Origin of the sequence: Microbacterium sp. Se5.02b, from assembly GCF_019464375.1 — a bacterium.
Taxonomy (GTDB): Bacteria; Actinomycetota; Actinomycetes; order Actinomycetales; family Microbacteriaceae; genus Microbacterium.
The window spans coordinates 1,254,642-1,276,789 of sequence record NZ_CP080491.1; the positions used below are offsets into that span (position 1 = coordinate 1,254,642).

General features: G+C 68.6%; 22 protein-coding genes and 2 pseudogenes. 16 read left to right on the forward strand and 8 right to left on the reverse strand.

The window, feature by feature from the left end; all coding sequences use genetic code 11:
* Positions 1-123 precede the first annotated feature (123 nt).
* The 7 genes and pseudogenes from K1X59_RS06285 (at position 124) to K1X59_RS06315 (ending at position 7,124) form a co-directional block, all read left to right on the forward strand.
* Positions 124-561, forward strand: coding sequence for an Lrp/AsnC family transcriptional regulator (locus tag K1X59_RS06285; protein ID WP_183152194.1), 438 nt, complete (start codon positions 124-126; stop codon positions 559-561).
* A 259-nt stretch (positions 562-820) separates the two neighbouring features.
* Entirely contained in the window at positions 821-1,363 is a 543-nt protein-coding gene (locus tag K1X59_RS06290) for a hypothetical protein (RefSeq protein ID WP_183152195.1), read from the forward strand.
* 469 nt (positions 1,364-1,832) lie between these two features.
* On the forward strand, positions 1,833-2,048 hold the full coding sequence (locus K1X59_RS06295; RefSeq protein WP_183152196.1) for an HNH endonuclease: 216 nt from the start codon (positions 1,833-1,835) through the stop codon (positions 2,046-2,048).
* 52 nt (positions 2,049-2,100) lie between these two features.
* Positions 2,101-3,708 carry a DUF262 domain-containing protein gene (locus K1X59_RS06300; protein ID WP_210274247.1) on the forward strand — a complete coding sequence of 536 codons (1,608 nt, stop codon included), beginning with the start codon at positions 2,101-2,103 and terminating at the stop codon, positions 3,706-3,708.
* Positions 3,709-3,882: 174 nt separating this feature from the next.
* Positions 3,883-4,062: an Lrp/AsnC ligand binding domain-containing protein gene (locus tag K1X59_RS06305; RefSeq protein WP_244632452.1), complete on the forward strand. Its 180-nt coding sequence runs from the start codon at positions 3,883-3,885 to the stop codon at positions 4,060-4,062.
* Positions 4,063-4,218: 156 nt separating this feature from the next.
* Positions 4,219-5,658, forward strand: a complete 1,440-nt coding sequence (locus K1X59_RS06310; RefSeq protein ID WP_258567121.1) for an aldehyde dehydrogenase family protein — start codon at positions 4,219-4,221, stop codon at positions 5,656-5,658.
* A 3-nt stretch (positions 5,659-5,661) separates the two neighbouring features.
* Positions 5,662-7,124 (forward strand): annotated as a pseudogene (locus K1X59_RS06315) (GMC family oxidoreductase).
* An 18-nt stretch (positions 7,125-7,142) separates the two neighbouring features.
* Here the strand turns inward: K1X59_RS06315 and K1X59_RS06320 are convergent.
* A complete protein-coding gene (locus K1X59_RS06320; RefSeq protein ID WP_183152199.1) occupies positions 7,143-7,754 on the reverse strand; it encodes a TetR/AcrR family transcriptional regulator in 612 nt (203 codons plus the stop codon).
* Between the two features lie 165 nt (positions 7,755-7,919).
* Between K1X59_RS06320 and K1X59_RS06325 the strand changes: the two genes are divergently transcribed.
* The 6 genes from K1X59_RS06325 (at position 7,920) to K1X59_RS06350 (ending at position 13,645) form a co-directional block, all read left to right on the forward strand.
* A complete protein-coding gene (locus tag K1X59_RS06325) occupies positions 7,920-8,924 on the forward strand; it encodes an ABC transporter substrate-binding protein (RefSeq protein WP_183152200.1) in 1,005 nt (334 codons plus the stop codon).
* A 5-nt stretch (positions 8,925-8,929) separates the two neighbouring features.
* A complete protein-coding gene (locus K1X59_RS06330; protein ID WP_183152201.1) occupies positions 8,930-9,709 on the forward strand; it encodes an ABC transporter permease in 780 nt (259 codons plus the stop codon).
* Positions 9,710-9,782: 73 nt separating this feature from the next.
* Positions 9,783-10,544 (forward strand): ABC transporter permease, encoded by a 762-nt coding sequence (locus tag K1X59_RS06335; protein ID WP_244632453.1) that lies wholly within the window; start codon positions 9,783-9,785, stop codon positions 10,542-10,544.
* Positions 10,541-11,332 (forward strand): ABC transporter ATP-binding protein, encoded by a 792-nt coding sequence (locus tag K1X59_RS06340; RefSeq protein ID WP_183152202.1) that lies wholly within the window; start codon positions 10,541-10,543, stop codon positions 11,330-11,332. The genes K1X59_RS06335 and K1X59_RS06340 overlap by 4 nt, the downstream gene beginning before the upstream one ends.
* A 127-nt stretch (positions 11,333-11,459) precedes the next feature.
* Positions 11,460-13,211, forward strand: a complete 1,752-nt coding sequence (locus tag K1X59_RS06345; RefSeq protein ID WP_220174047.1) for an arylsulfatase — start codon at positions 11,460-11,462, stop codon at positions 13,209-13,211.
* Positions 13,151-13,645, forward strand: a complete 495-nt coding sequence (locus K1X59_RS06350) for a hypothetical protein (RefSeq protein WP_220174048.1) — start codon at positions 13,151-13,153, stop codon at positions 13,643-13,645. The genes K1X59_RS06345 and K1X59_RS06350 overlap by 61 nt, the downstream gene beginning before the upstream one ends.
* A 78-nt stretch (positions 13,646-13,723) precedes the next feature.
* Here K1X59_RS06350 and K1X59_RS06355 read toward each other — a convergent pair whose 3' ends face one another.
* Genes K1X59_RS06355 through K1X59_RS06375 form a run of 6 tightly spaced genes read right to left on the reverse strand, consistent with a single transcriptional unit; the run spans position 13,724 to position 18,487 of the window.
* Complete coding sequence (locus K1X59_RS06355) at positions 13,724-14,095, reverse strand: DUF202 domain-containing protein (protein ID WP_244632454.1); 372 nt, start codon at positions 14,093-14,095, stop codon at positions 13,724-13,726.
* Positions 14,096-14,108: 13 nt separating this feature from the next.
* The gene (locus K1X59_RS06360) at positions 14,109-14,465 is read right to left on the reverse strand and encodes a YidH family protein (protein ID WP_183152204.1); all 357 of its coding nucleotides are present in this window, start codon (positions 14,463-14,465) and stop codon (positions 14,109-14,111) included.
* A 36-nt stretch (positions 14,466-14,501) separates the two neighbouring features.
* Positions 14,502-14,894, reverse strand: coding sequence for an amidohydrolase family protein (locus K1X59_RS21005; RefSeq protein WP_258567122.1), 393 nt, complete (start codon positions 14,892-14,894; stop codon positions 14,502-14,504).
* The gene (locus K1X59_RS06365; protein WP_258567123.1) at positions 14,804-16,144 is read right to left on the reverse strand and encodes an amidohydrolase; all 1,341 of its coding nucleotides are present in this window, start codon (positions 16,142-16,144) and stop codon (positions 14,804-14,806) included. The genes K1X59_RS21005 and K1X59_RS06365 overlap by 91 nt, the downstream gene beginning before the upstream one ends.
* A gap of 1 nt (position 16,145) precedes the next feature.
* The gene (locus tag K1X59_RS06370) at positions 16,146-16,985 is read right to left on the reverse strand and encodes a molybdenum cofactor biosynthesis F family protein (RefSeq protein WP_183152205.1); all 840 of its coding nucleotides are present in this window, start codon (positions 16,983-16,985) and stop codon (positions 16,146-16,148) included.
* A 44-nt stretch (positions 16,986-17,029) separates the two neighbouring features.
* Positions 17,030-18,487, reverse strand: coding sequence for an APC family permease (locus K1X59_RS06375; protein WP_220174049.1), 1,458 nt, complete (start codon positions 18,485-18,487; stop codon positions 17,030-17,032).
* 128 nt (positions 18,488-18,615) lie between these two features.
* On the opposite strand from K1X59_RS06375, the gene K1X59_RS06380 reads away from it, so the two are divergent.
* Complete coding sequence (locus K1X59_RS06380; protein WP_258567124.1) at positions 18,616-19,404, forward strand: SDR family NAD(P)-dependent oxidoreductase; 789 nt, start codon at positions 18,616-18,618, stop codon at positions 19,402-19,404.
* A 183-nt stretch (positions 19,405-19,587) separates the two neighbouring features.
* Positions 19,588-20,297, forward strand: a pseudogene (locus K1X59_RS06385) (SDR family NAD(P)-dependent oxidoreductase); the annotation flags it as partial.
* On the opposite strand, the gene K1X59_RS06390 reads toward K1X59_RS06385, so the two are convergent.
* Positions 20,280-21,209 carry a TetR family transcriptional regulator gene (locus K1X59_RS06390; RefSeq protein ID WP_309491633.1) on the reverse strand — a complete coding sequence of 310 codons (930 nt, stop codon included), beginning with the start codon at positions 21,207-21,209 and terminating at the stop codon, positions 20,280-20,282. The pseudogene K1X59_RS06385 and the gene K1X59_RS06390 overlap by 18 nt on opposite strands.
* On the opposite strand from K1X59_RS06390, the gene K1X59_RS06395 reads away from it, so the two are divergent.
* Positions 21,091-22,125, forward strand: coding sequence for an aldo/keto reductase (locus K1X59_RS06395; RefSeq protein WP_183152207.1), 1,035 nt, complete (start codon positions 21,091-21,093; stop codon positions 22,123-22,125). The genes K1X59_RS06390 and K1X59_RS06395 overlap by 119 nt on opposite strands.
* Positions 22,126-22,148 lie beyond the last annotated feature (23 nt).

A 22,148-nucleotide genomic window follows, 5' to 3' on the forward strand; every position in this document is an offset into this window, starting at 1 on the left:
GGAAAGCATGCCCCGAGGCGCGACAGTCATCCAAGATCAATTGCCGAATCGTGGATGAAAGGGCGAGGATTGAGGCATTCTTGATCGAAGTGTCAGTAATTCTTCCCGAGCAGAGAGGTCGACATGGTCGCCATCGATGAGACGGATCGTGCGATTCTCGAGGAGCTGCGTCGCGACGCCCGTTCGTCGATGACGGCGATCGCCGATGCCGTGCACATCTCGAGGGCCGGTGCACACGCGCGCATCAAGCGCCTCACCGAGGCCGGCGTGATCACGGGCTACACGGTCAGGACCGATCCCGTGCTGCTCGGACACCACGCGAGCGCACACGTCACCCTCGCCATCGAGCAGGCGACGTGGCAGGAGGTGAGCGCACGACTGCGGGCGATCCCCGAGATCGAGCACATGGCGCTCGTCGGCGGCGACTTCGACGTGATCCTGCTGGTGCGCGCCAACGACGCGCGAGATCTGCGGCGCATCGTGCTGGAGGACATCCAGGCGATCCCGTCGATCCGCTCGACGCGGACCACCCTGATCTTCGAGGACTACGCGAAGGGCTGAACGTGTCGCAGGCATACCAGGGCCGCCTAGAGGGGGCATGTTGTGTTGCGAGGTGCGGGAGGCGATCCGCCGCGGCATTTACGGGTGTTCCCTTCGTAAAGGGCCGGGTCTTCGGCGTCCTCGATGAGGTGGCCGTAGGTGTCTGCTCGGCTGTGGGTAGGGACAGGCTGAAGGGGGCGACCGACGTTCGCGCATATCCGGATGCGGGATCGCCGAGGGCTGTGGAGATGGTGATTCCTCCCGGCCTGCGGAGGCCAGCTTGGCCCATTCGCGCATTCCGAAATTATGCCTCGACCTGTGTTTTTCAGCCCACGAATGTCGGATGTCCCGAGTTGACTCGGAGTATGAAAAAACCACGGATGTGCTCAGTCGGGTCGTCGCCGACCTGGAGGCGATGCTGCGCTCCGAAGCGATCGCGGAGCCTAATGACGATGTGAAGATGGCGGTCCCGCGAAAGGCGGGCGCCGTCCGCCGACGGCTGGATGCGGTGATCGTCGAGACGGTCGCGTCGGTGGATGCCCGTCCGGCGAGGGGGGGGGGGGAGAGAGATCGGGCGTTCTGCGTGCGATTCGGATGCCGGAGGATGAACGAGTTGCTGCAGCGGATGCTGCGGACGAACGCGGCCGGGGCGTCACGGGTGGTGAAGGCCGAGAAGGCTGTGCGGCGAGACGACGCGCTGATGACCAGCGCCCGGTTTCCGGCGCGATGGCCCGCCCTGCGCACGGCTCTGGTGGACGGTGCGGTAGGCATCGGAGGATTGCTCGCAGCGGTGGACCTCTCGAACAGGGCGGTCCCCGCATAGGAACTGCGGATCGACTTTAAGCCGATGTGGAGTTAGCGGCGTATGCGCGCGGACTGTCGTTCGGGGAATAGCCACCGGACCGGGACCTCGAGCGGGGTGTGTATACCGCGGGTGCGGCGGACCGTGATGCGGCAGCGACGTCGGAGGGCCTGCGGATCCTCGCCTAGGCGGTCGTGCGATACCTCGCCCCGGATGGGCGGAACCGTCGGAGGACATCGCGATGCGTGCCAGAGGAGTCGTGATCGGCCGGGCGAGGGACGGCGTGATTCCGATCCGCGGTCGACTTCTGCCGCCGTCCTGGGGATCGCCGCCCGACACGATGACGCGCCGCGCCTCGGCGGTGCCGCCCCGACCCTGGTCGTCTCGGTGACGGCCGACGACTACGCTTACGGCCGCGGATAGGCACGTCGAGGGGATCGATGCTCTCGTCTCGACCCGCACCGGGGTGCACACCGCATGCGCCTGCGGCGTGCAGTGGGTACTGTTCGACCGGGTGGGGCGGATCGTCGACATCAGCACGAGCGAGCGCATCTTCACGGTGCTCCAACGCCGGGCGATCGCCGTCCGCCACCGGGAGTGCCTCACCCCGGGACGCTACGTTCCCGCGGCGTGGTGCGAGATCCACCACGTCGCCGAGCACGCTCGCGGTGGCCCCACCCGCACCGACAACAGGGGAAGTTATTGATACACCCTCAGGTCGCCGGGGATGAATCGGGCGGATGCGATACATTCAGCGGATGGTCACTACCGGCAACCGACTTTCCACGAATACGCCCTACATTCGCGATCTGAACGCGAAGATTCGGGCTGGAGAGATGAAGGTCCCCAAGTTCCAGCGCCCTTTCGTTTGGACTGAGGACCAAGCCCTCGCCCTCCTGGACAGCCTGCGCCGCAATTATCCAATCGGGAGTCTTTTGCTGTGGCGGACGCCTGACAGGCTGAAGACCGAACGCGACCTTGGTCTCTTTCAACTGCCTTCAGTTGATGACCTGAGCCCTACTGAGTACGTGCTCGACGGGCAGCAGCGTGTGACAGTGCTATATTCAGTTTTCGGTGCGGAAGATGCCGATCCTGGGTTTAAGGCTGCATTCGACTTGCGGTCGCAAGAGTTCGTTGTGTTGTCCGAGACTGAAACGGCGGCGCACCAGTTCCCTCTCCGTTGGCTGTACCAGACCACGCCGCTGCTGAACTTCAGAACTCGCATTCAGGATCTGGCTGACGCCTCAGAGCTCCAAACGCGATTCGATGCGCTCGTTAACGTCCTTACTGGCTACCAGATCCCGGTTGTAACCCTTCGCGATCTCAGCCTGGAAGAAGTGGGTCCGATATTCGAGCGGATCAACAGCTCGGGAACTCCACTCTCGATCTTCGACTTGATGGTTGCTGCTACATGGTCAGACGGATTCGACCTGAACGATAAAGTTGACGAGATCACGGTGGCCCTGCAGCCCAAGAACTACGGCGATATCCGCGGAAACACTGTCCTCAAGTGCCTGGCGGCTGTTCAATACGACTCGGTCAGCCGGGAACGCGTAATTGGACTTCGGAAGCTGAGCCCCGATCCAAAGCAGATCAACAAGCTTGTCCAGAAGACCACCAAAGCGATACTGCGTGCGGTCGATCAGCTGTTGACAGAGTTCCGTATCTACAGCCTGGACTTCTTGCCGTACGAAGCTCACTTGCTGATCCTGACACATGTGTTTGCGAAGCACCGCACTCTCAACGCGAACCAGATGAAGCGACTCCGCCAGTGGTTCTGGAGAACTTCATTCTCTGAGCGATATAGGGGTACGAATGATGCCTTCGTAACAAAGGACCTCAGTGTTGTCGAGCAATTTGTCGCCCGAGGAGTCGGCGCGGTGGCGTCTGACTTCGGAAACCCTCCATCTGGGACAGAGCTACGGAACGCCGTATTCAGAAAGAACAACTCGCGGTCTCGCGCGTTCACGCTGGCGCTGGCGAAGCAGCATCCGAAGAACCTCACAAATGCGAGTCCGATCGATACAGCGGACGCCCTATCCGTATATAACAAGAAGCAGTTCCATCATATTTTCCCGGAGGCCTTCTTGCGGAAGCTCGACCCCAAGATCGAGCGAAGTCGACTGCTCAACTTTGCGATGCTGTCGGCGTCGGAAAACAACCTGGTGTCTGACGCGGACCCATCGGTCTACCTGCCGAAGTTGATCGCAGACCTCGGGAACGAGGCCGACGCGGTGTTCGCCAGCAACTTGATCCCGCTGCCTGGCGATTACGACTATGCGAACGCCAAGCTTGAGACGTTTATCGCAGCGAGGCTTCCAATATTCGAGGCTCGACTCGTCCAGCTCTGCGACGGCGCGGCGTAGTCGCGCCGCTTTACTTTAATATGCAACATAACTCGCTGGCACTTTGGGGGATTGATGCCGAATCAGAGAGACTGAGTGATCGCTGTTGACTGATAAGTGTCGACCAGTAGTCGTTCAGCAGGCCATGCCATCTAGTCGTTGCCCGAGTGGTGAAAACTAAGTGCTATCGATTCTTTGGATGAGGTCGAGGAATCCGCTTCGAAGATCGTCGGCGGCGACTTCGACGTGATCCTGCTGGTGCGCGCCAACGACGCGCGGGATCTGCGGCGCATCGTGCTGGAGGACATCCAGGCGATCCCGTCGATCCGCTCGACGCGGACCACCCTGATCTTCGAGGACTACGCGAAGGGCTGACCGGGTCGCAGCGCCCGCAGGCCGGGGCATCCTTCGCACTCGGACATCTGCGGCGCGCTCCGCGACAAGTGCGGCGGCGATCGGGGTCCGAGAATGAGAGGACGACCAGCTTCTGCACCGTCGCTGGCCCGCGCCACGCTCGAAGGAGAGTCCCTGATGTCCGATTCCGCCGCTTCTGCAGCCGCCGCGCTGCTCGACCGCATCCAGGCCCCGGAAGGCGCAGGCCGGGACATTCCGGATGCGGCGACACGCGAGGTCATCGGCCGTGCGCCCGTGGCCGCTGTCGAGGACCTCGACGACGCGATCGCCCGGGCGAAGGCCGCACAGCCGGCCTGGGAAGCGCTCGGTCACGAGAAGCGGAGCGCGGTGCTCCTCGCCGCCGCCGACGCCATCGACGCGAACGCCGAAGGCCTCGCGTATCTGCTCTCGCGCGAGCAGGGGAAGCCGCTGAACGGTCCGAACGCCCGCTTCGAGCTCGGGGCCTGCTCCGCGTGGCTGCGCACCAACGCCACGACCGTGCTCGAGCCGCAGGTGCTGGTCGACGACGAGACGCTGCATGCGGAGCTCGTGTACAAGGCGGCGGGCGTCGTCGGGGCGATCGGTCCGTGGAACTGGCCCCTCATGATCAGCATCTGGCAGATCGGGCCCTCGCTGCGCATGGGCAACACCGTCGTCGCGAAGCCGAGCGAATACACCCCGCTGAGCGTGCTCGCGATGATCGCCGTGATGAACGAGGTCCTGCCCCCCGACGTCCTGATCGGCGTCTCCGGCGACCGTGAGGTCGGCGCTCGACTCGCGTCGCACCCCGACATCGACAAGATCATGTTCACGGGTTCCACAGCGACGGGGCGCCGCATCATCGAGAGCTCGGCCGGCAATCTCGCCCGGCTGACGCTCGAGCTCGGCGGCAACGACGCCGGGATCGTGCTTCCGGGCACCGATCCCTCCGTGATCGCGGAAGACCTCTTCTGGGGCGCGTTCATCAACACCGGCCAGACCTGTGCGGCGATGAAGCGGCTGTACGTGCACGACTCCGTGTACGACGAGGTCGTCGATGCGCTGGCGGCGATCGCCGCGTCGGTCCCGATGGGCAACGGCCTCGACGAGAACAACGTCCTGGGACCGCTGCAGAACCGCGCCCAGTTCGACATCGTCAGCCGCCTTGTCGACGACGCGAAGGCTCGTGGTGCACGCGTCGTCACGGGTGGCGAGTCGGCGCCCGAACTCGGGGAGCTCTTCTACCGTCCGACCATCGTCGCCGACATCGACAACGACGCGGCGCTGGTCCAGGAGGAGCAGTTCGGCCCCGCGCTGCCGGTGATCCGTTACAGCGACGTCGACGAGGCCTTCGACTGGGCCAACGGGTTGGATGTCGGCCTCGGCGCCTCGGTCTGGTCGAGCGACCCCGAGGCGGCACGTGACGCCGCCGGGCGGATGCAGTCGGGAACCGTATGGATCAACTCGCACGGCGGACTGCACCCGATGGTGCCGTTCGGCGGGGTGAAGAGTTCGGGCTACGGGCTGGAGTTCGGCGTCGAGGGCCTCAAGTCCGTCGCCGTCTCGCAGGTCGTCTCCGGCCCCGGCCGGAAGGGCTGACCCGTGCGCTCTGCCATCGTCGTCGGAGCAGGAACCTCGGGAGCGATCGTCGCGCGACGGCTGGCCGACGCCGGGGTCGCGGTGACCCTCATCGAAGCAGGCGGTCACGACACGAACCCCGCGATCCATGACCCCTCCCGCGCCGGCGAGCTCTGGCACTCCGCGGAGGACTGGGACTACTTCACCGTTCCGCAGAAGCACGCAGGCGACCGTCGTCTGCACCTGCCCCGAGGGAAGGTCACCGGCGGGTCGCACGCGCTGAACGCCATGATCTGGGTGCGCGGTGCGGCGTCCGACTACGACGCCTGGGCGCGCGACGGGGCGCCGGGCTGGGGCTGGGCCGATGTCGAGCCCGTGTACGACGCGATCGAGAACGATCTGCTCCCGGTGACCGACGACTACGCGCTCTCGCCCATCCAGGCGTCCATCATCGATGCCGCCGTGCAGGAGGGCCTGCCGCACAACCCGAACTACAACGGGGGCACCCTCGACGGAGTCTCGCAGGAGCAGGTGACCATGCGCGACGGCCGACGGGTCAACACCTGGACCGCGTATGCGAAGCCGGTCGCGGAGGCGCTGACGATCGTCACCGCACGCGAGGTGCACTCGGTCATCGTCCGCGACGGTGCGGCGGTCGGTGTGCGGTTGGGGGAGGGGAGCGCGGCGGAGGAGGTCTTCGCCGACGAGGTGATCCTCTCGGCCGGTGCCATCGGTTCGCCCGTGATCCTCCTCCGTTCCGGTATCGGCCCCGCAGCCGACCTCGACGCCCTCGGGATCCCGGTGGTGCACGATTCCCCGGGGTCGGGCAGAACCTCCACGACCACCTCCTGTCTCCGGTGATCTTCGCCACGCGGCGCCCGGTCGGACCCCCGCAGCCGGGAGTCTCGGTGACGCAGACGCACCTCTTCTGGCGCAGTCGCGACGACCTCTCCGAGCCCGACACGCAGCCGATCCATTTCTCCGTGCCGATGTGGGGCGAATTGGAACCGCGCGGCGACGACGGGTTCACGCTCATGGCCGGTCTCGTCACACCGCGCAGCCGGGGTGCGCTCCGACTCACCGGGCCGGGGCTCGCCGACCTTCCCGCCATCGACCTGGCAGCTCTCGAAGACGACCGCGACGTGGCTTCGCTCGCCGCGTCGGTGCGGCAGTGCCGGCGGATCGGTGCGCGTCCTGCCCTCGCCGAGGAATGGGGCGCCGTCGAGGTCTATCCCGGCCCTGAGGTGTCGGATGCCGGGGTCGAGGACTGGGTCCGCCGCACGGCCATCACCTACCACCACCAGGTCGGCACCTGCCGGATGGGGACGGACGCCGCGGCCGTGGTCGATCCCGAGCTGCGCGTCAACGGGGTGAAGAACCTCCGTGTGATCGACGCATCGATCATGCCGACCGTGCCCACCGGCAACACCAACGCGCCGGCCGCGATGATCGGCGAACGCGGCGCACGGTTCGTGCTCGACAGCTGAGGCGCGGACGAGATGCGGTCAGCGGTGCGGCGAGGGGGCAGGGCGACGGAGCGTCGACAGCAGGGCGTCCAGTGCGTCGTCGAGTCGCCCGTCGCCGGCCGAGTCCGGCATCAGCACCGAGATCATCTGCCAGCCGGCGTTGCGGGACGCGATCTCGTTGACCGCGGTGTCGATCTGGATGTGATCGGCGAGTTCGCCGTCATCCCGCGCCTCGATCAGGCACTGCCGGAACAGATCCCGCCAGTGCAGGTTGTTGACGCGGTGGATCCTGGTGACCTCGTCGTCTTGGGAGGCGTGGTCCCAGAACGCGATCACGACCTTGGCGTAGAGGGGGCCGTTCGGGCTGTAGGGGAGGATCTCCCGGCAGATCCGCTCCAGGGCCTCCAAGCCGCGCACTCCTTCGATGCGGGCATGGATGCGATCGTTGGCCAGCGTGTACAGGCGAAGGAAGGCTGCCGTGAGGACGCTCCGCTTGTCGGGGAAATACCGGGCGATCGCGCCGTGTGCATAGCCCGCCTCCGTGGCGATCTCGCGCATGGTGAGGTTGTCGAACCCCACCCGGATGATCACCTGCGTCGCCGCATCGGCGATGTGGGTGCGGCGCTCGTCATGGTCGACGATCTTCGGCATCGGGTCCCTCCCTCGCAGTCACGACTCTCGTCTCCACGATTGTCCATTTGCTGTTTTTAGTCACCAACCGGTGACTAATGTAACGCGATCGTAATCAATGCTGCATTAGGCACGAGTACGATCTTTAAAATCACCAGCCGGTGACTATCTCGAAGAGGAGTTCTCATGAACGTCAAAAGACTCGCACGTCGGGCAACCGGGGTCGTCGTGACGGCGGGCGTGCTCGCGCTCGCGGCCTGCACCGCGGCTCCCGGTTCGTCCTCGACCGGTGACGCCGGCGAGATGACGACGCTCAAGGTCGCGACGATCGGGCTCATCTCCGACGGCGCTCTGCTGGTGGGACAGGAGCAGGGCTTCTTCGAAGACGAGGGGATCGTCCTCGAGACGTCGGTGGTCGCGAACCCGCCCGCGGGCCTCGCCGCAGCGCAGAGCGGCCAGGTCGACGTCGCCTACGCCCCGAGCATCCCCCTGCTCAACGCGCTCTCGAGCGGGGTTCCCCTCACCGTCATCGCACCGGCCGACGGCTACGTCGACGGCGCCGCCGAAGCCGAGGACCCCGCCGCGGTCGACGACACCGGGCTCTATGCATCCGCCGCCAGCGGCATCACCTCGGTCGCCGACCTGGAGGGCGCCACCATCGCCATCCCCGCCCGCAAGGCGCAGCTGGAGGTCGTCATCTCCGACGCCCTCGACCGCGAGGGGATCGACCCCGGTTCGGTCGAGTGGGTCGTGCTCGACTTCACCTCGGCCGTGGCCGCGCTCACGAGCGGAACAGTCGACGCGGCCGGTCTGGTCAGCCCGTTCACGGGCGAGGCGGACGCCGCAGGCGCCGTGTTCGTCTCAGCGCCGTCTGTCGACTTCTTCGAGGAGGGTGCGGTCGGCCTCTGGACCGCCGGAGACGGCACGATCAGCGCGAAGGGCGACGCGATCGCGGCCTTCCAGCGCGCCGTCGCCAAGAGCAACGCCTACGCCAACGAGCACCCGGAAGAGGCCATCCAGGCCGGGATCGACGCCACGGGATCGACCCTCGGCGTCGACGACGTGAAGCTGCCGTTCTGGCCGGCGGAGGTCGCCCCCGTGGATCTCGAGCGCGTCGATGACAAGCTCGTCGCCCTCGGGTTCCTCCCCACACCCGTCGACCTCGAGGGCGTCGTCCTCGCCGCCGAGTGATCGCCATGACACGGTCCACGCTCCTTCCGCCGCTCATCGGCGCCGCCGGTGTCGTATCAGCGCTGGCGCTGTGGGAGTGGTCGGCCACCACCGGGCCGCTCGCCGCATCGCCGTTGCCCGCGGCCACCGCAGCGCTCGGCGAGGCCGTGAACCTGCTCGGCACCGCGACCACCTGGACCGCGATCGGCGACACCCTCACGATGGCGGTGATCGGACTCGTGCTCGCGGTCGTGATCGGGGTCGCGCTCGGCGTCGCGATCGGGACCTCACCGCTCGCGATGCATGCGACCCGCGTGCCCCTGGAGTTCCTCAAGCCCATCCCGCCGATCGTCATCCTGCCCATCGTGGTGCTCGTGATGGGGCCGACGCAGGGCATGGGGATCTTCCTCGTGTTCTTCGGGTGCTTCATCGCGATCGCCGTGCAGGCCTCGGCCGGAGTGTTCGACACCGACCCCGTCGCACGGGCGACGGGTCGCTCCTACGGAATGGGGCGCACCGAGATCCTCGGACGCATCGTGCTGCCCAGCGCCCTGCCCTACATCGGCACCGCCATCCGCGTCGCCGCACCCACCTCGCTCGTCGTCGCGGTGGTCGCCGGACTCCTCGGTGGCGGACCGGGGCTCGGTCAGAGCCTCCTGCTGTCGCAGATCTCGGGCAACCAGGCCCAGCTCTTCGCGTACGTCCTCATCCTCGGCACGCTCGGGCTGCTCGTCCAAGGACTCAGCCAGTGGGGCGAGCGCCGACTGCTGCACTGGCATCCGCAATACCGGAAGCAGGTGGTCTGATGACCCTCACCTCCTCGATCCAGACCCGTACGCGCCTCGCCCGCAGGGGAGGCAGGGTGCGCTCCCTCGCGGTGTGCTCGTCGGCGCCGAGATCGCGGTGCCCGCGCTGCTGCTCGCGCTGTGGTGGTACGCCTCCGCGGCCTCCACGAACGCCTTCTTCCCGCCGCTCCAGGTCATCCTGCAGCGGCTGTGGCAGCTGCTGCAGACCCCCGCGTTCCTGCTCGACATCGCGTCCTCGGTGGGAAACCTCGTCGTGTCCTTCCTCCTGGCGACCGTGATCGGCGTGCTGCTGGGGCTGGTGCTAGGCCTCATCCGTCCGCTGAGCTGGTTCGTCGAGCCGACCGTGCACTTCTTCCGTGCGATCCCTCCCGTCGCGCTCGTGCCGATCTTCGTGTCGCTGATCGGCTTCGGCACCGAGACGCGCATCCTCTCGATCACCCTCGCCGCCGTCTTCCCGATCCTGATCTCGACCATCGACGGGGTGCGCGCGGGCGAGCCGACCCTCGAGATGGTGAGTCGCGTCTACCGGCTGAACGGGCCCGAACGGCTGTTCTCGGTGATGCTGCCCGCCGCGAGTCCACGCATCCTCTCCGGGATGCAGGTCAGCCTGATCACCGCGTTCGTCGTGATGATCGCGAGCGAGATGCTCGGCTCCTCCACCGGCCTCGGAGCGGCGACCCTGCTCGCCCAGCAGTCCTTCGCGATCCCCGACATGTGGGCGGGCATCCTCGTCCTCGGGATCATCGGCTACGCGGCCACCGCCGTGTTCACCCTCGTCCGGCGCCGTGTGCTGCGCTGGTACATCGCCTCCCAGCAACAGGAGAAGAACGCATGACCACCATCACCGGACACGCCCCCGTGCGCTTGAGCGTGCAGGGGCTCGCGAAGTCGTACCAGACGAAGGCGGGACTCATCCCCGTGATCGCCGACCTCACGTTCGACGTGCACGTCGGAGAGGTCTGCTGCATCGTCGGCCCCTCCGGCATCGGCAAGACCACGCTGTTGAAGTGCCTCACCGGCCTGCAGAGCACGACCGCCGGCACCGCGGCGATCGACGGCGCCGTGATCGACGGACCACCCGAGGAGATGGCACTGGTCTTCCAGGAGTACACGCGTTCGCTGATGCCGTGGCTCACGGTCGAGAAGAACGTGCGACTGCCCCTCAAGCACCTGCACCTGCCCGCAGCCGAGCGCGAGGAGCGGATCACCGCTGCGCTCGTCGCGGTCGGCCTCTCCGGAGCGGAGTCGAAGTTCCCGTGGCAGCTCTCCGGAGGCATGCAGCAGCGCGTCGCGATCGCACGCGCCATCGCCTACCGGCCGGAGGTGCTGGTGATGGACGAACCCTTCGCCTCGGTCGACGCGCAGACCCGCTTCGAGCTCGAAGACCTGTGCCTGCGCATCCGCGAGCAGTTCGGGATGACGATCGTGATCGTGACGCACGACATCGACGAGGCCGTGTATCTCTCCGACCGCGTCGTGGTGCTGGGGGAGCGCCCGGCGAAGGTCACCGAGATCATCGAGATCGACTTCGGCGCACCGCGCGACCAGCTCACCACCAGGGCATTGCCCGTGTTCGCCGAGCTGCGCACCCGCATCTTCGAGCTGATCAGGAAGGCCGGCTGATGTCGGGGTCGACCGGCGCCCGCGGCTACGAGCGGTTCGAGGGGGTGGCGGGGAGTTCACCTCGGAGTCCGAGCCGTGGTGGCCCGAGCCGCGACGCGCGCGTTCCGGGGCGCCCAACGTGATCGTGATGCTCATCGACGACCTGGGGTTCAGCGATCTCGGTCCGTTCGGCAGCGAGATCGACACACCGCACATCGACGGCCTCGCGGACGACGGCTGGGTGTTCACCAACTACCGCACCGCGCCCATGTGCTCCCCGGCCAGGGCGGCGCTGCTCACGGGCCTCAACCCGCACCGGGCGGGCTTCGGCTTCGTCGCGCACATCGATCCCGGCTACCCCGGGTTCAGCTGCGAGCTCCCCGAGGCGGCGCCCACCCTCGCCGAGTCGCTGCGGGCAGGGGGCTATGCGACCTTCATGGTCGGCAAGTGGCACCTCACCCTGGAGTCGCGGCTGCACGACGGCGCCGACCGCAGCACCTGGCCCCTGCAGCGCGGATTCGACAGGTACTTCGGCAGCATGGACGGCTTCACCTCGCTGCACCACCCGCATCGGCTCGTGCAGGACAACTCCGTCGTCGACGTGCGCGAGTACCCGGACGGGTTCTTCCTGACGGACGAGCTCACCGATCGCGCGATCGGCATGATCGACGACCTCCGCGTGAACGAGCCGGACAAGCCGTTCTTCCTCTACTACGCCCACACGTCGGTGCACGGCCCGATCCAGGCGAAGGACGTCGACATCGAGAAGTACCGCGGCCGCTACGAGGCGGGGTGGAACCGGATGCGGGAGGAGCGCTTCGCCCGACAGCAGGAGCGTGGCATCGTCCCGCCCCACGCGGAGCTGCCAGCCGAGGCGCTCGCCGACGGTGACGCCATCCCCGCCTGGGACGACCTCCCCGAGGAGGATCGACGCCTGTTCGCGCGACACATGGAGGTCTACGCGGCCGCCGTGGACGAGATCGACCAGAGCGTCGGGCGCCTGCTCGAGCGCCTCGACCGCAGCGGGGAGCGCGACAACACGATCGTGATCATCGCGAGCGACAACGGCGGCACGGCCGAGGGCGGCCCGACCGGGACGCGCAGCTACTTCGCGCAGTTCGGCAGTCACGGCGGCATGCCGGCCGGCTGGGTCACGGACGTGCCCCGCGACGTGGACGACATCGGCGGCCCGCGACTGTTCGGCCAGTATCCGACCGGCTGGGCGCGGGTCTCGAACACGCCGTTCCGCTCCTTCAAGGCCACGACCTACGAGGGAGGGGTGCATGCGCCCCTGGTCATCTCCTGGCCGGACGCCCCGATGCCCGGCGGGCTGCGGGAGCAGTTCGTGTTCGTGTCCGACCTCGCGCCCACCGTGCTGGAGCTGTGCGGGGTGCCCGCGCTCGAGGAACGGCACGGACGGTCGGCGCTCGACATGGACGGCGGCAGCATCGTCGAGGTGCTGGCCGACGCCGCAGCGGACGGCCGCGAAGCGCAGTACTTCGAATGCGTGGGCCGGCGCGCGCTCGTGGACGGCCCGTGGAAGGCGCTCTCGACCGTGCCGCCGACGCGGGACGACGGCCCGGAAGGCGGGGTGTGGGAGCTGTACAACCTCGCCGCGGACCCGACCGAGACGGTGGACCTCGCACATGCGCACCCGGAGGTGGTCACCGCGCTGGCCGCCCGCTGGCACGAGGAGGCCTGGCGGAACACCGTGTTCCCCTCGACGATCAGGGAGCGCTGTTCCGCCTGCGCCCCGACACCGAGGAGCCGCTGTCCGCTCCGGTCGACCTCGTCCCGTTCCGACCGCCGCTGGAGAGGTTCCGCTCTGCCAAGCTCACCGTGCTGCGCTCCTTCGCGATCGAGGTCGACATCGAGACCGCTGCGGACTCCGCGGGTGTGATCGTCGCGCACGGCGACCAGGGCGGGGGCTATCTGCTCGCGATCGACCACGGCGCGCCGCTGCTCGTCTACAACGCCTACGGGCGGATGCACCGCGCCCGCGGCGAGGCGCTGACGGTCGGCGCGCATCGCATCGTGGTCAGCGTGGACGAGCTGCCCGATCTGCGGTGGAACCTGACCGTCGACGTCGACGGCGTCCAGGGCGCCCGGATCGACGGCGTGCCGATGCTGATCGGGATGTCGCCGTTCACCGGCATCAGCGTCGGCTACGACTTCGGCGGTCCCGTCGACTGGGAGCTGCACGCCCAGCACCGCTCGTATCCGTTCCGGGGCGGCGAGCTGCGGCGCGTCCGCTACCTCCCCGGCGCGCGCTCACCGCACGATGCGACCGTGCTGCGGGAGGTGGGTCGAGCGGTGCTGGCCGTCGCCGACTGACCGGCGCCGACCGAGCGCGGCCGACGCCGGCGTCCTCGGGGGCGCCGTCGTCGGCCGTTGCGGCGCGTGCCCGCCTCGTCATCGGGACAGCTGCGTCACCGCGACGAGCAGCAGGGCGACGGCTCCGAAGCCCGTTCCGAACACCGTGAGCACGAGCAGCAGCGCACCGCCGGGCAGCACGCCGGACACCCGGCTCGTCAACACCGCTGTCGTGCGCCGCTGCCGTCGCCGTGCCACGATCCAGAGCAGGCAGGCCGTGCCGACGCCGATCACCCCGGGGACGACGCCCCAGGCAGCGAGCCCGTCCGGCAGCAAGAGCGGGAAGACCCGCAGCGACAACAGGGAGCCGATCGCGATCGCGAGCGCCGTGCGTCGCCAGGCCAGTTCGGTGCGCTCCGGCTGCAGCCCTGGGTCGTACAGCCGATCGGGTTCTGCCGCGCGCCGCATCATGCCCTTTGCCCGGTCAGCGCCACAGCACGCCGGCGAGGACGAGCAGCCCGACGGTCACCACGACGAGTGCCAGCACCACCGCGGAGAAGGCGCCGGGAAGAGGACGCGAGCGGCGGAGGGCACGCTCCGCACGCATCCACTCCCACCAGGCCAGCGGTGCCACCACCGTGCCGGTGACCATGAGCAGCAGAGAGGCCGCGAGTCGGAACCCGGGATGCAGATCGAGGCCGAGGACCTCGAGCGCGACGCCGCCCGCGATCAGCGCGAGGGCCGTGCGTGTCCAGGCCAGGAACGTCCGTTCGTTCGCGAGCGAGAATCGGGGGTCCGGCTCCTCGCCGATGCCGTAGACGGAGGCGGGGAAGCGGCTCATCGCCTCATCGTATCGGCGGGAGCGCCGCATCCGGGATCAGTTCCCGTGCACGCGGCGACCCGCGAACCAGGTCGACACGACCGGAGTGCGCACGATGTCCTCCGCGGGTCCGGCGATCGCATCGCGCGCGAGCACGACGAAGTCGGCGGACTTGCCTGGCGTGAGCGAACCGGTCTCCGTGCCGAGCCCCATCGCTGTCGCGGCGTTGATCGTGAAGACCTCGAGCGCCTCCTCGGCCGTGATCGCCTGCGCGGGCCAGAGCGTGCCCGATGCCCTGCCGAGCGGGTCGGCCCTGGTGACGAGACCCTGGAGCCCCTCGAGGGTGTTCGGCGAGTCGCTCACGGGCCAGTCCGAGCCCCCGGCGACGAGCGCCCCCGCATCCAGCAGCGCGCGGTTCGGCTGGGAGTGCTCCGCGCGTTCGCCCAGCACCTCGGCCAGAGCCTGCGGGATAACGCCCGGATACCAGATGAAGGGGAGATGTCGGCCGCGACGTCGAGTGCCGCCAACCGCGGGATGTCGGACTCGGCGAGGAACTGCCCGTGGGCGATCTGCACCGGCGTGGTGACACCGTCGGACCGCAACCGCTCGGCGGCGTCGAGGACCAGACGGGCGGAGCCGTCTCCCGTGCAGTGCACCTTCGCACCGAGACCGCGGTCGGCGACCGCGCGCAACCAGCCCGTGAGCTCGTCCAGGGTCATGGTCGTCTCGCCGTGGAAATGCGAACCGTGCACGGGATCCGCGGGGTAGGGCTCCAGGAACGAGGCCGTGCGCGCCGGCGGCACTCCATCGAGGAAGATCTTCACGAAGTCGGGGCGGTGATGGTCCGTGCGGAACTCCTCGCCGCGATCGAGCAGCGGGGCGCCGATCGGGTCGAAGCCGAAGATCTCGTCGTTGATCAGCAGCGAGGAGACGACCCAGGCGTTCAGCTCGTCGGCATGGTCGAGGTCGGCGAGGGCTGCGAGGATGTCGACCGAGACCCCCGCGTCCTGGAACGCGGTGACGCCGTAGGAGTTGAGGATCTCGATGCCCCGCCGCGATGCGGCCGCGTGCTGGGCGGGGGTGAGACCTCCCGTGCGGTCATATGCCTCCTGTACCGGGATGCCCGCGGCCTCCAGCAGGACGCCCGAGGGGGTCCCGTCGTCCGGGTCGAGCAGTGTCACCCCGGAAGCGGGGATGCTCTCCGCCGTGATGCCCGCGAGCTCGAGAGCCCGCGTGTTCGCCCAGCGGTTGTGCCGAGAGTCCTCCATCAGCATCACCGGACGCCCGCCGGCCGCCTCGTCGAGAAGACGGCGACTCGCGGTGTTCGCGAGCGCCGGCAGCAGCGTGGTCGCGACTGCTCCGCCGACGATCCAGGCGTCTTCGGGGAGCCCCGCGGCGTGTTCGCGCACGCGGTCGAGGACCCCCTCCAACGGCAACGACGGTGCCAGCGACAGCTCGAACAGGTCGGTGCGTCCCGCGAGCGCGTGGTGGTTGTGCACGTCGACGAAGCCCGGATACACCGCCGCGTCGCCGACCTCGAGCAGCTGCGTCCTGCGGCCGCGGTACGACTCCATGTCGGACCGTGATCCCACGGCGAGGATCCGGCCGTCGCGGACGGCGAACGCCTCGACGACGGGGTTCGCGCGGTCGGCCGTCCGGATCACGGAGCCGCTCACGATGAGGTCGGCGACGTCGGTCATGTCAGGCCTCTCCGAACGATGCGGGCTCGAGCTCGGGCGTGTGCACCGTGGTGGAGAGCAGGCGGCCGTGCGCCCCGAAGGTGAAGTGCGTCGGCACCTCGCCGCTCTCGTCGAGGCCGAACAGCACGCCGTGCGAGCGGATCGCGTTCACGTCACGGTGGTCGGCGATCGTCACGGAGGCGCAGGGGATGACCTTCTCGCGCCACGCGAACACGTAGATGCCGGGACGGATCTCCCACACGCTGTTCTCGTCGGTGTCGGCCAGGCCGCGCTCGGGGCCCGCGAGACACTGCCACGAGTACCACCGCGACGACAGGTACACGTGCTCGTACGCGTGCTCCTCGCTGTACACCCATTCGACGCGGCGTCCGATGAGGGTCGTGGTCGGGGCGGCCTCGGTGCCCGTGACCTCGGCGCCCTCGATCGTGCCGGGCCCGAAGTGGTGCTGCACCCGCGTGCGGCCCTGCTCCGGCGCCGGAAGGATCTCCGACAGCACGGCCAGTGAGCGGCCGTGACGAAGGTCGAGGATCAGCGAGACGGCCTCGTTCGGCAGGTACCGGTGGTGGAACTGCACGAAGAACAGGTCGGCGTCGACCTCGAACGCCTCGTAGTCGTCGGTGTCCGACGCCGCGGCGGTGTCGTCGTCGGCTCCCGGTCGGTAGTCCCAGGTGACGGTGGTGTCGGCGAAGCGGTGCACGATGCGGGTGCCTCGGCCGTCGACGACCGTGATCTCGCGGCCGCTCAGCGCGGTGCTGTGCGGGGCCTTGTTGGCGTCGAAGCCGGGGGCGAGGCCCTCCAGCGGCAACCAGGTCGAGGTGTCGGCGGGGTTGAGCGTCGTCATGTCTTTCCTTCGGTCGGAGTGGGTGCGGGGTGCGGGGGAACGGCTCAGCGGTCGCTGAACCGCTCCAGGTCGGTGGCGAGGCCCTCGTACACGGCGGGCTTCGAACGCTGGAGATAGGCGCCGTACACGAGCCCGCCGATCAGGGCGAGCACGAGCAGCAGAGGCATCAGACGGATCGCGAGTTCCTGCGACCCGGCCACGATGTCGAAGTTCACGACAGCGAGGATCGAGATCGCGGCGATGCCGAGGAAGCCGATGCCAGGGGCGATGAACGTGCTCCACCACCGCGGGTCGTTCCTCCTGCGGAAGTACACCACGATCGAGATCGCGGCCAGTCCCTGCAGGATCAGCACGCTGAGCGTGCCGAAGCCGAGCATGGCGGGCACGAGGGTCACGATGGGGTCGGCGCCGGCGATCGCGAAGATGATCGCGACGATCGCGGCGAAGCCCGCCTGGACGACGCCCGCCAGCTGTGGTGCGCCGTTCGCGCGGGTGCGGGCGAGAGCCTGCGGGAGGATCCTCGCCCGACCCAGGGAGTAGAGGTAGCGCGTCGCCGAGTTGTGGAACGCGAGCATCGCGGCGAACAGGCTCACCAGGAGCAGCACCATCATCACGGTCGTCAGGGGTCCGCCCAGGTACTGCTGCGAGAGCGAGAAGATCAGATCGCCCGTCGGCAGGTGCTCGAGCGCGGTGGCCTGCGCCTGCGCCACCCCGGTCGCGCTCACCACGGCCCAGGTCGTCACACCGAGGATGACGCCGATCGCGATGATCGAGGTGTAGGTGGCGCGCGGGATCGTGCGCAGCGGCTGCTTGGCCTCCTCGCTGAACAGCGCGGTCGCCTCGAAACCGAGGAACCCGGTGGCCGCGAGCAGCAGACCGATCGGCAGCGAGCCGGAGAACACGGCCTCGGGGCTGAACGCCGCGACGTCGTACCCGGTCTGCACGAGCACGGAGACGTCGAACACGACCAGCATCAGCACCTCGAGCAGGAGGCACACGCCGAGGATCTTCGAGCTGAAGTCGACCCCGACCCTGGCCAGGATGAAGCACACGACGATCGACAGCAGCCCCCACACGAGCCAGTGCACGTCGAGTCCGGTGAGGTCGCGGATGATCGTCTGCATGAAGAAGCCGCTCGTGCCGATCGTGCCGACCACGAAGAAGTTGTAGCCGAGTGTGGCGATGAGTCCGGCGACGAGTCCACCCGTGCGGCCGAGCCCCTTCACGACGAACGCGTAGAAGCCGCCCGCATTCACGAGCTGCTTCGACATCTGCGCGTAGCCGACCGCGAACAGCAGCAGGATCGCCGCGACCAGGAAGAACGACATCGGGGTGCCGCCGCCGTTGCCCAGGGCGATCGCGAGCGAGGCCACGACCACGATGCCCGTCAACGGCGCGACCGCGGCGAGGACCAGGAAGACGATGCCGGCGACGCCGAGAGCGCCGGGGCGGAGGGAGGTGTGGTGCTGCGTCGTCGTGGACGCAGAAGTCTGTTCTGCCACGTCGGCTCCTTTGCTGGGTGACGGCCGTGCGGACACGGCATCGACGACGAGGGGAATCGCCGATAGAGCGAGTCTGCTCGCGCGGCCTCGGCCGTGCTTGACCCTGAGCGAAGGACGATGGTGTCACCGTGCACACCCCGACGGGCGGCGTCGCCTCGGTGTCACCCGGGGAGCAGGATGACCGTGAGACGCCGCCGTCCCCTGCCGCACCACCGCGTGCCGGACGGCGCGGGGAGGATGCGATGGACCTGCAGCTGCACGGCACGGCAGCCCTGATCACGGGCGCCGGAAGCGGCATCGGTCGTGCGACGGCGGTCGCGCTCGCCGCGGAGGGTGTTCGCGTCGCCCTGCTGGACAGGGATCGCGCCGCGGTGGAAGTCACCGCCGCCGCCGTGCGGGCGAGCGAGACCGCGACGGGGGACGCGGTCGTCGTTGTCGCCGATGTGACGGACGAGGATCAGGTGCGCACGGCGGTCGAGGATGCCGTCGAGATGCTCGGCCGCCTCGATGCCGTGGTGTGCTGCGCGGGGGTCTCGGGGCCCGTCGGAGCGTCGATCGAGGAGATCGACCTCGCCGCGTGGAACGCGGTGCTCGCGGTCAACGTCACGGGTCCCTTCCTGGTGCTGAAGCACGCGCTGCCGGCGCTGCGGGCGGCCGGTGCCGCATCCGTGGTGCTGCTCGCGAGCGACTCGGCCTTCGTCGCCTCACCCGGGATGGTGCCGTACTGCACGTCCAAGGCCGCCCTGGTCCAGTTCGGCCGCGCCCTCGCAGTCGACCTCGCCGACACGGGGATCCGTGTGAACGCGGTCGCTCCCTCGATCGTCGACACCCCGATGAGTCGGGGGACCTCGGGGCGGAGGCGTTCGACGCGCCGCCGTTCCCGGTGCAGACGGCGGAGGAGGTCGCCGCCCACGTGACCTACCTGGTGTCGCCGCGGACGAGGGCGGTCAACGGTGCCAGCCTCCTCAGCGATTTCGGTTACACCGCCCGTTCCGGGTTCCCCGCCTAGCGCGGTCGAGCCGGGCCGACCGCCCCCGTGTCGAGCACCAGGGTGCCGCACGCAGAACACCGCATACAGAACACAACACCGAGGAGCACACATGGGAATCGTGGTCGGATCGACGGTCTCCGGACGCGTCGTCGTCATCACAGGAGGCGGCACGGGCATCGGCGCCGCCATCGCGGAGAGATATGCAGCCGAGGGGGCGCACGTCGTCGTCGTCGGGCGTCGTCCTGAGCCGTTGCACGAGGTCGAGCGCGCAGTCGGCGCGGTGCCGATCATCGCCGATGCGGCAGACACGGCATCGGCGAAGGCCGCGGTGGCCGAGGTGCTGGCGCGGTTCGGGCGCATCGACGTGCTGGTGGCGAACGCCGGAGGACACGGGTTCTCCCCGGTCGGCGAGACCGACGACGAGAGCTGGGACGCCGCGATCCGCGCCAACCTCACGACGGCGTTCACGATGGCGCGCGAGGCGCTTCCCGCCCTGATCGAGGCCAAGGGGCAGATCGTGATCGTGTCGTCGCTGGCCGGTCTCTTCGCGGGCCCATCGGTGGCCGGATACACGGTCGGCAAGCATGCCCTGGTCGGACTCACCCGCACCCTGCCCGCGACTACGGCCGACACGGCGTGCGCGTGAACGCGATCTGCCCCGGCTGGGTGCAGACGCCGATGGCCGACGAGGAGATGGACGAGTTCGCCGCGCACGCCGGACTCGCCTCCCGGGAGGAGGGCTACGCCAAGGTCACGGCCGACGTTCCGCTGCGGCGCCCTGCGCGTCCCGCCGAGATCGCCTCAGTCGTGCGGTTCCTCGGCTCCGGCGAGTCGTCGTACATCACGGGGGCCGTGATCGTGGCGGATGGCGGATCGCACGTCGTCGACGTTCCGACGATCGCGTTCGACCACGCCGGGATGTAGCCGGACGGGGACGTCAGGCGCGGACCCCCGCTGCGGCGCGGTAGCGGAGGCCGTCCACCAGCAGACCGACCAGGGTCTGGCTCTGCTCCTCCGATCCGGCGGGTGGCAGAGGTTCGCCGCGGCATACAGGAGCTGTCTCGCGTCGACGTCGGGGCGGATCGTCCCGGCGTCGGCGGCGGCGTCGAGGAGACGTTCGAGGGCTCCGCCGAGTTCGGCGGTGAAGTACGACGGGAGCGCCTCGAACGCGGGGTCTCCGGAGTGCAGGGCAGCAGCGAGGCCGCGTTTCGTGGCGATGAACTGCGTGAAGCGCTGCAGCCACAGGGCGAGCGCTTCGTCAGGAGCGTGCGCTGCGGCGAGTTCGTCGGCAGCCACTGCGGTGGCATCGACGGCGTGTCGGAAGACGGCGACCACGAGGTCCGAACGCGTCGGGAACCGCCGATACAGGGTGCCGACTCCGACACCCGCGCGCTCGGCGATCAGTCTCGCGGGCGCGTCGACCCCCTCCGTCGCGAAGACCTCGCGCGCGGCGTCGGTGAGAGCGTCAGCATTGCGGCGGGCGTCGGCGCGCATGGATCCTCCAGGGGTTGCATAAACGGAACGTCGTTCCGTATGCTTCCGGAAAGGCGTTCCACTTCGGTCAACGATAGAGCACCGGACAGCAGCACGCCATCGACGGAAGGAACAGGACATGCAGTACCGCACCCTCGGCAGGACAGGCATCCAGGTCAGCCCCTTCGCCCTCGGCGCCATGATGCTCGGCACCGACGGCAGCATCGGAAACGGCGACGAGCGGGATTCCATCCGCATCGTGCACCGTGCCATCGACGCGGGCATCAACATCATCGACACGGCTGATCGCTACTCGCAGGGCGGCTCCGAGGAGCTCATCGGCAAGGCGCTCGCCGGCCGCCGTGACGACGTCGTCCTCGCCACGAAGTTCAACGGGCCGATGGGCGATGACCCCAACAGCCGCGGCAACTCGCGCCGGTGGATCATGCGCGCCGTCGAGGGCTCGCTCCGTCGGCTGGGAACCGACCACATCGATCTGTACCAGGCGCACCGTCCGGACGACACCGTCGACCTCGAGGAGACGCTCTCCGCGCTCACCGATCTCGTTCGCAGCGGCAAGGTGCGTGCGATCGGCAGCTCGGACTTCCCTGCATCGATGCAGGTCGAGGCGCAGTGGACCTCGGAGCGTCGGGGACTCGAGCGGTTCCGCACGGAGCAGCCGACGTACTCGATCCTGAACCGTGGCATCGAACGGGAGGTCCTGCCTGTCGCACAGCGCTACGGCATGGGCACCCTCGTGTGGAGCCCTCTCGCCGGCGGCATGCTGACCGGACGATTCCGGAGGGGACAGCAGAGCGACCTCGCACGCGCGACCATGTTCCGGCACAACCAGGACGAGCGGCGGATCGACGCCGTGGAGCAGGTCGTCGCCCTCTCCGAGGAGACCGGCATCCGGATGACCCATCTCGCGATGGCGTTCGCGATCGCGCACCCCGGCGTCACGAGTGCGCTCATCGGCCCGCGGTCGATGGAGCAGCTGGACGACCTGCTCGCCGGTGTCGACGTCGCGCTCACGGATGAGGTGCTCGACCGCATCGACGCGATCGTCGCGCCGGGCACCGACGTCGGGCGCCTCGACCAGCAGTACAACCCGCCCGCCGTGCTCGAGACCGCTCTGCGACGGCGACCTGTGGCGCACCGCTCCGCCGCATAGTCGACGTGACGGGCGCGGTCGCG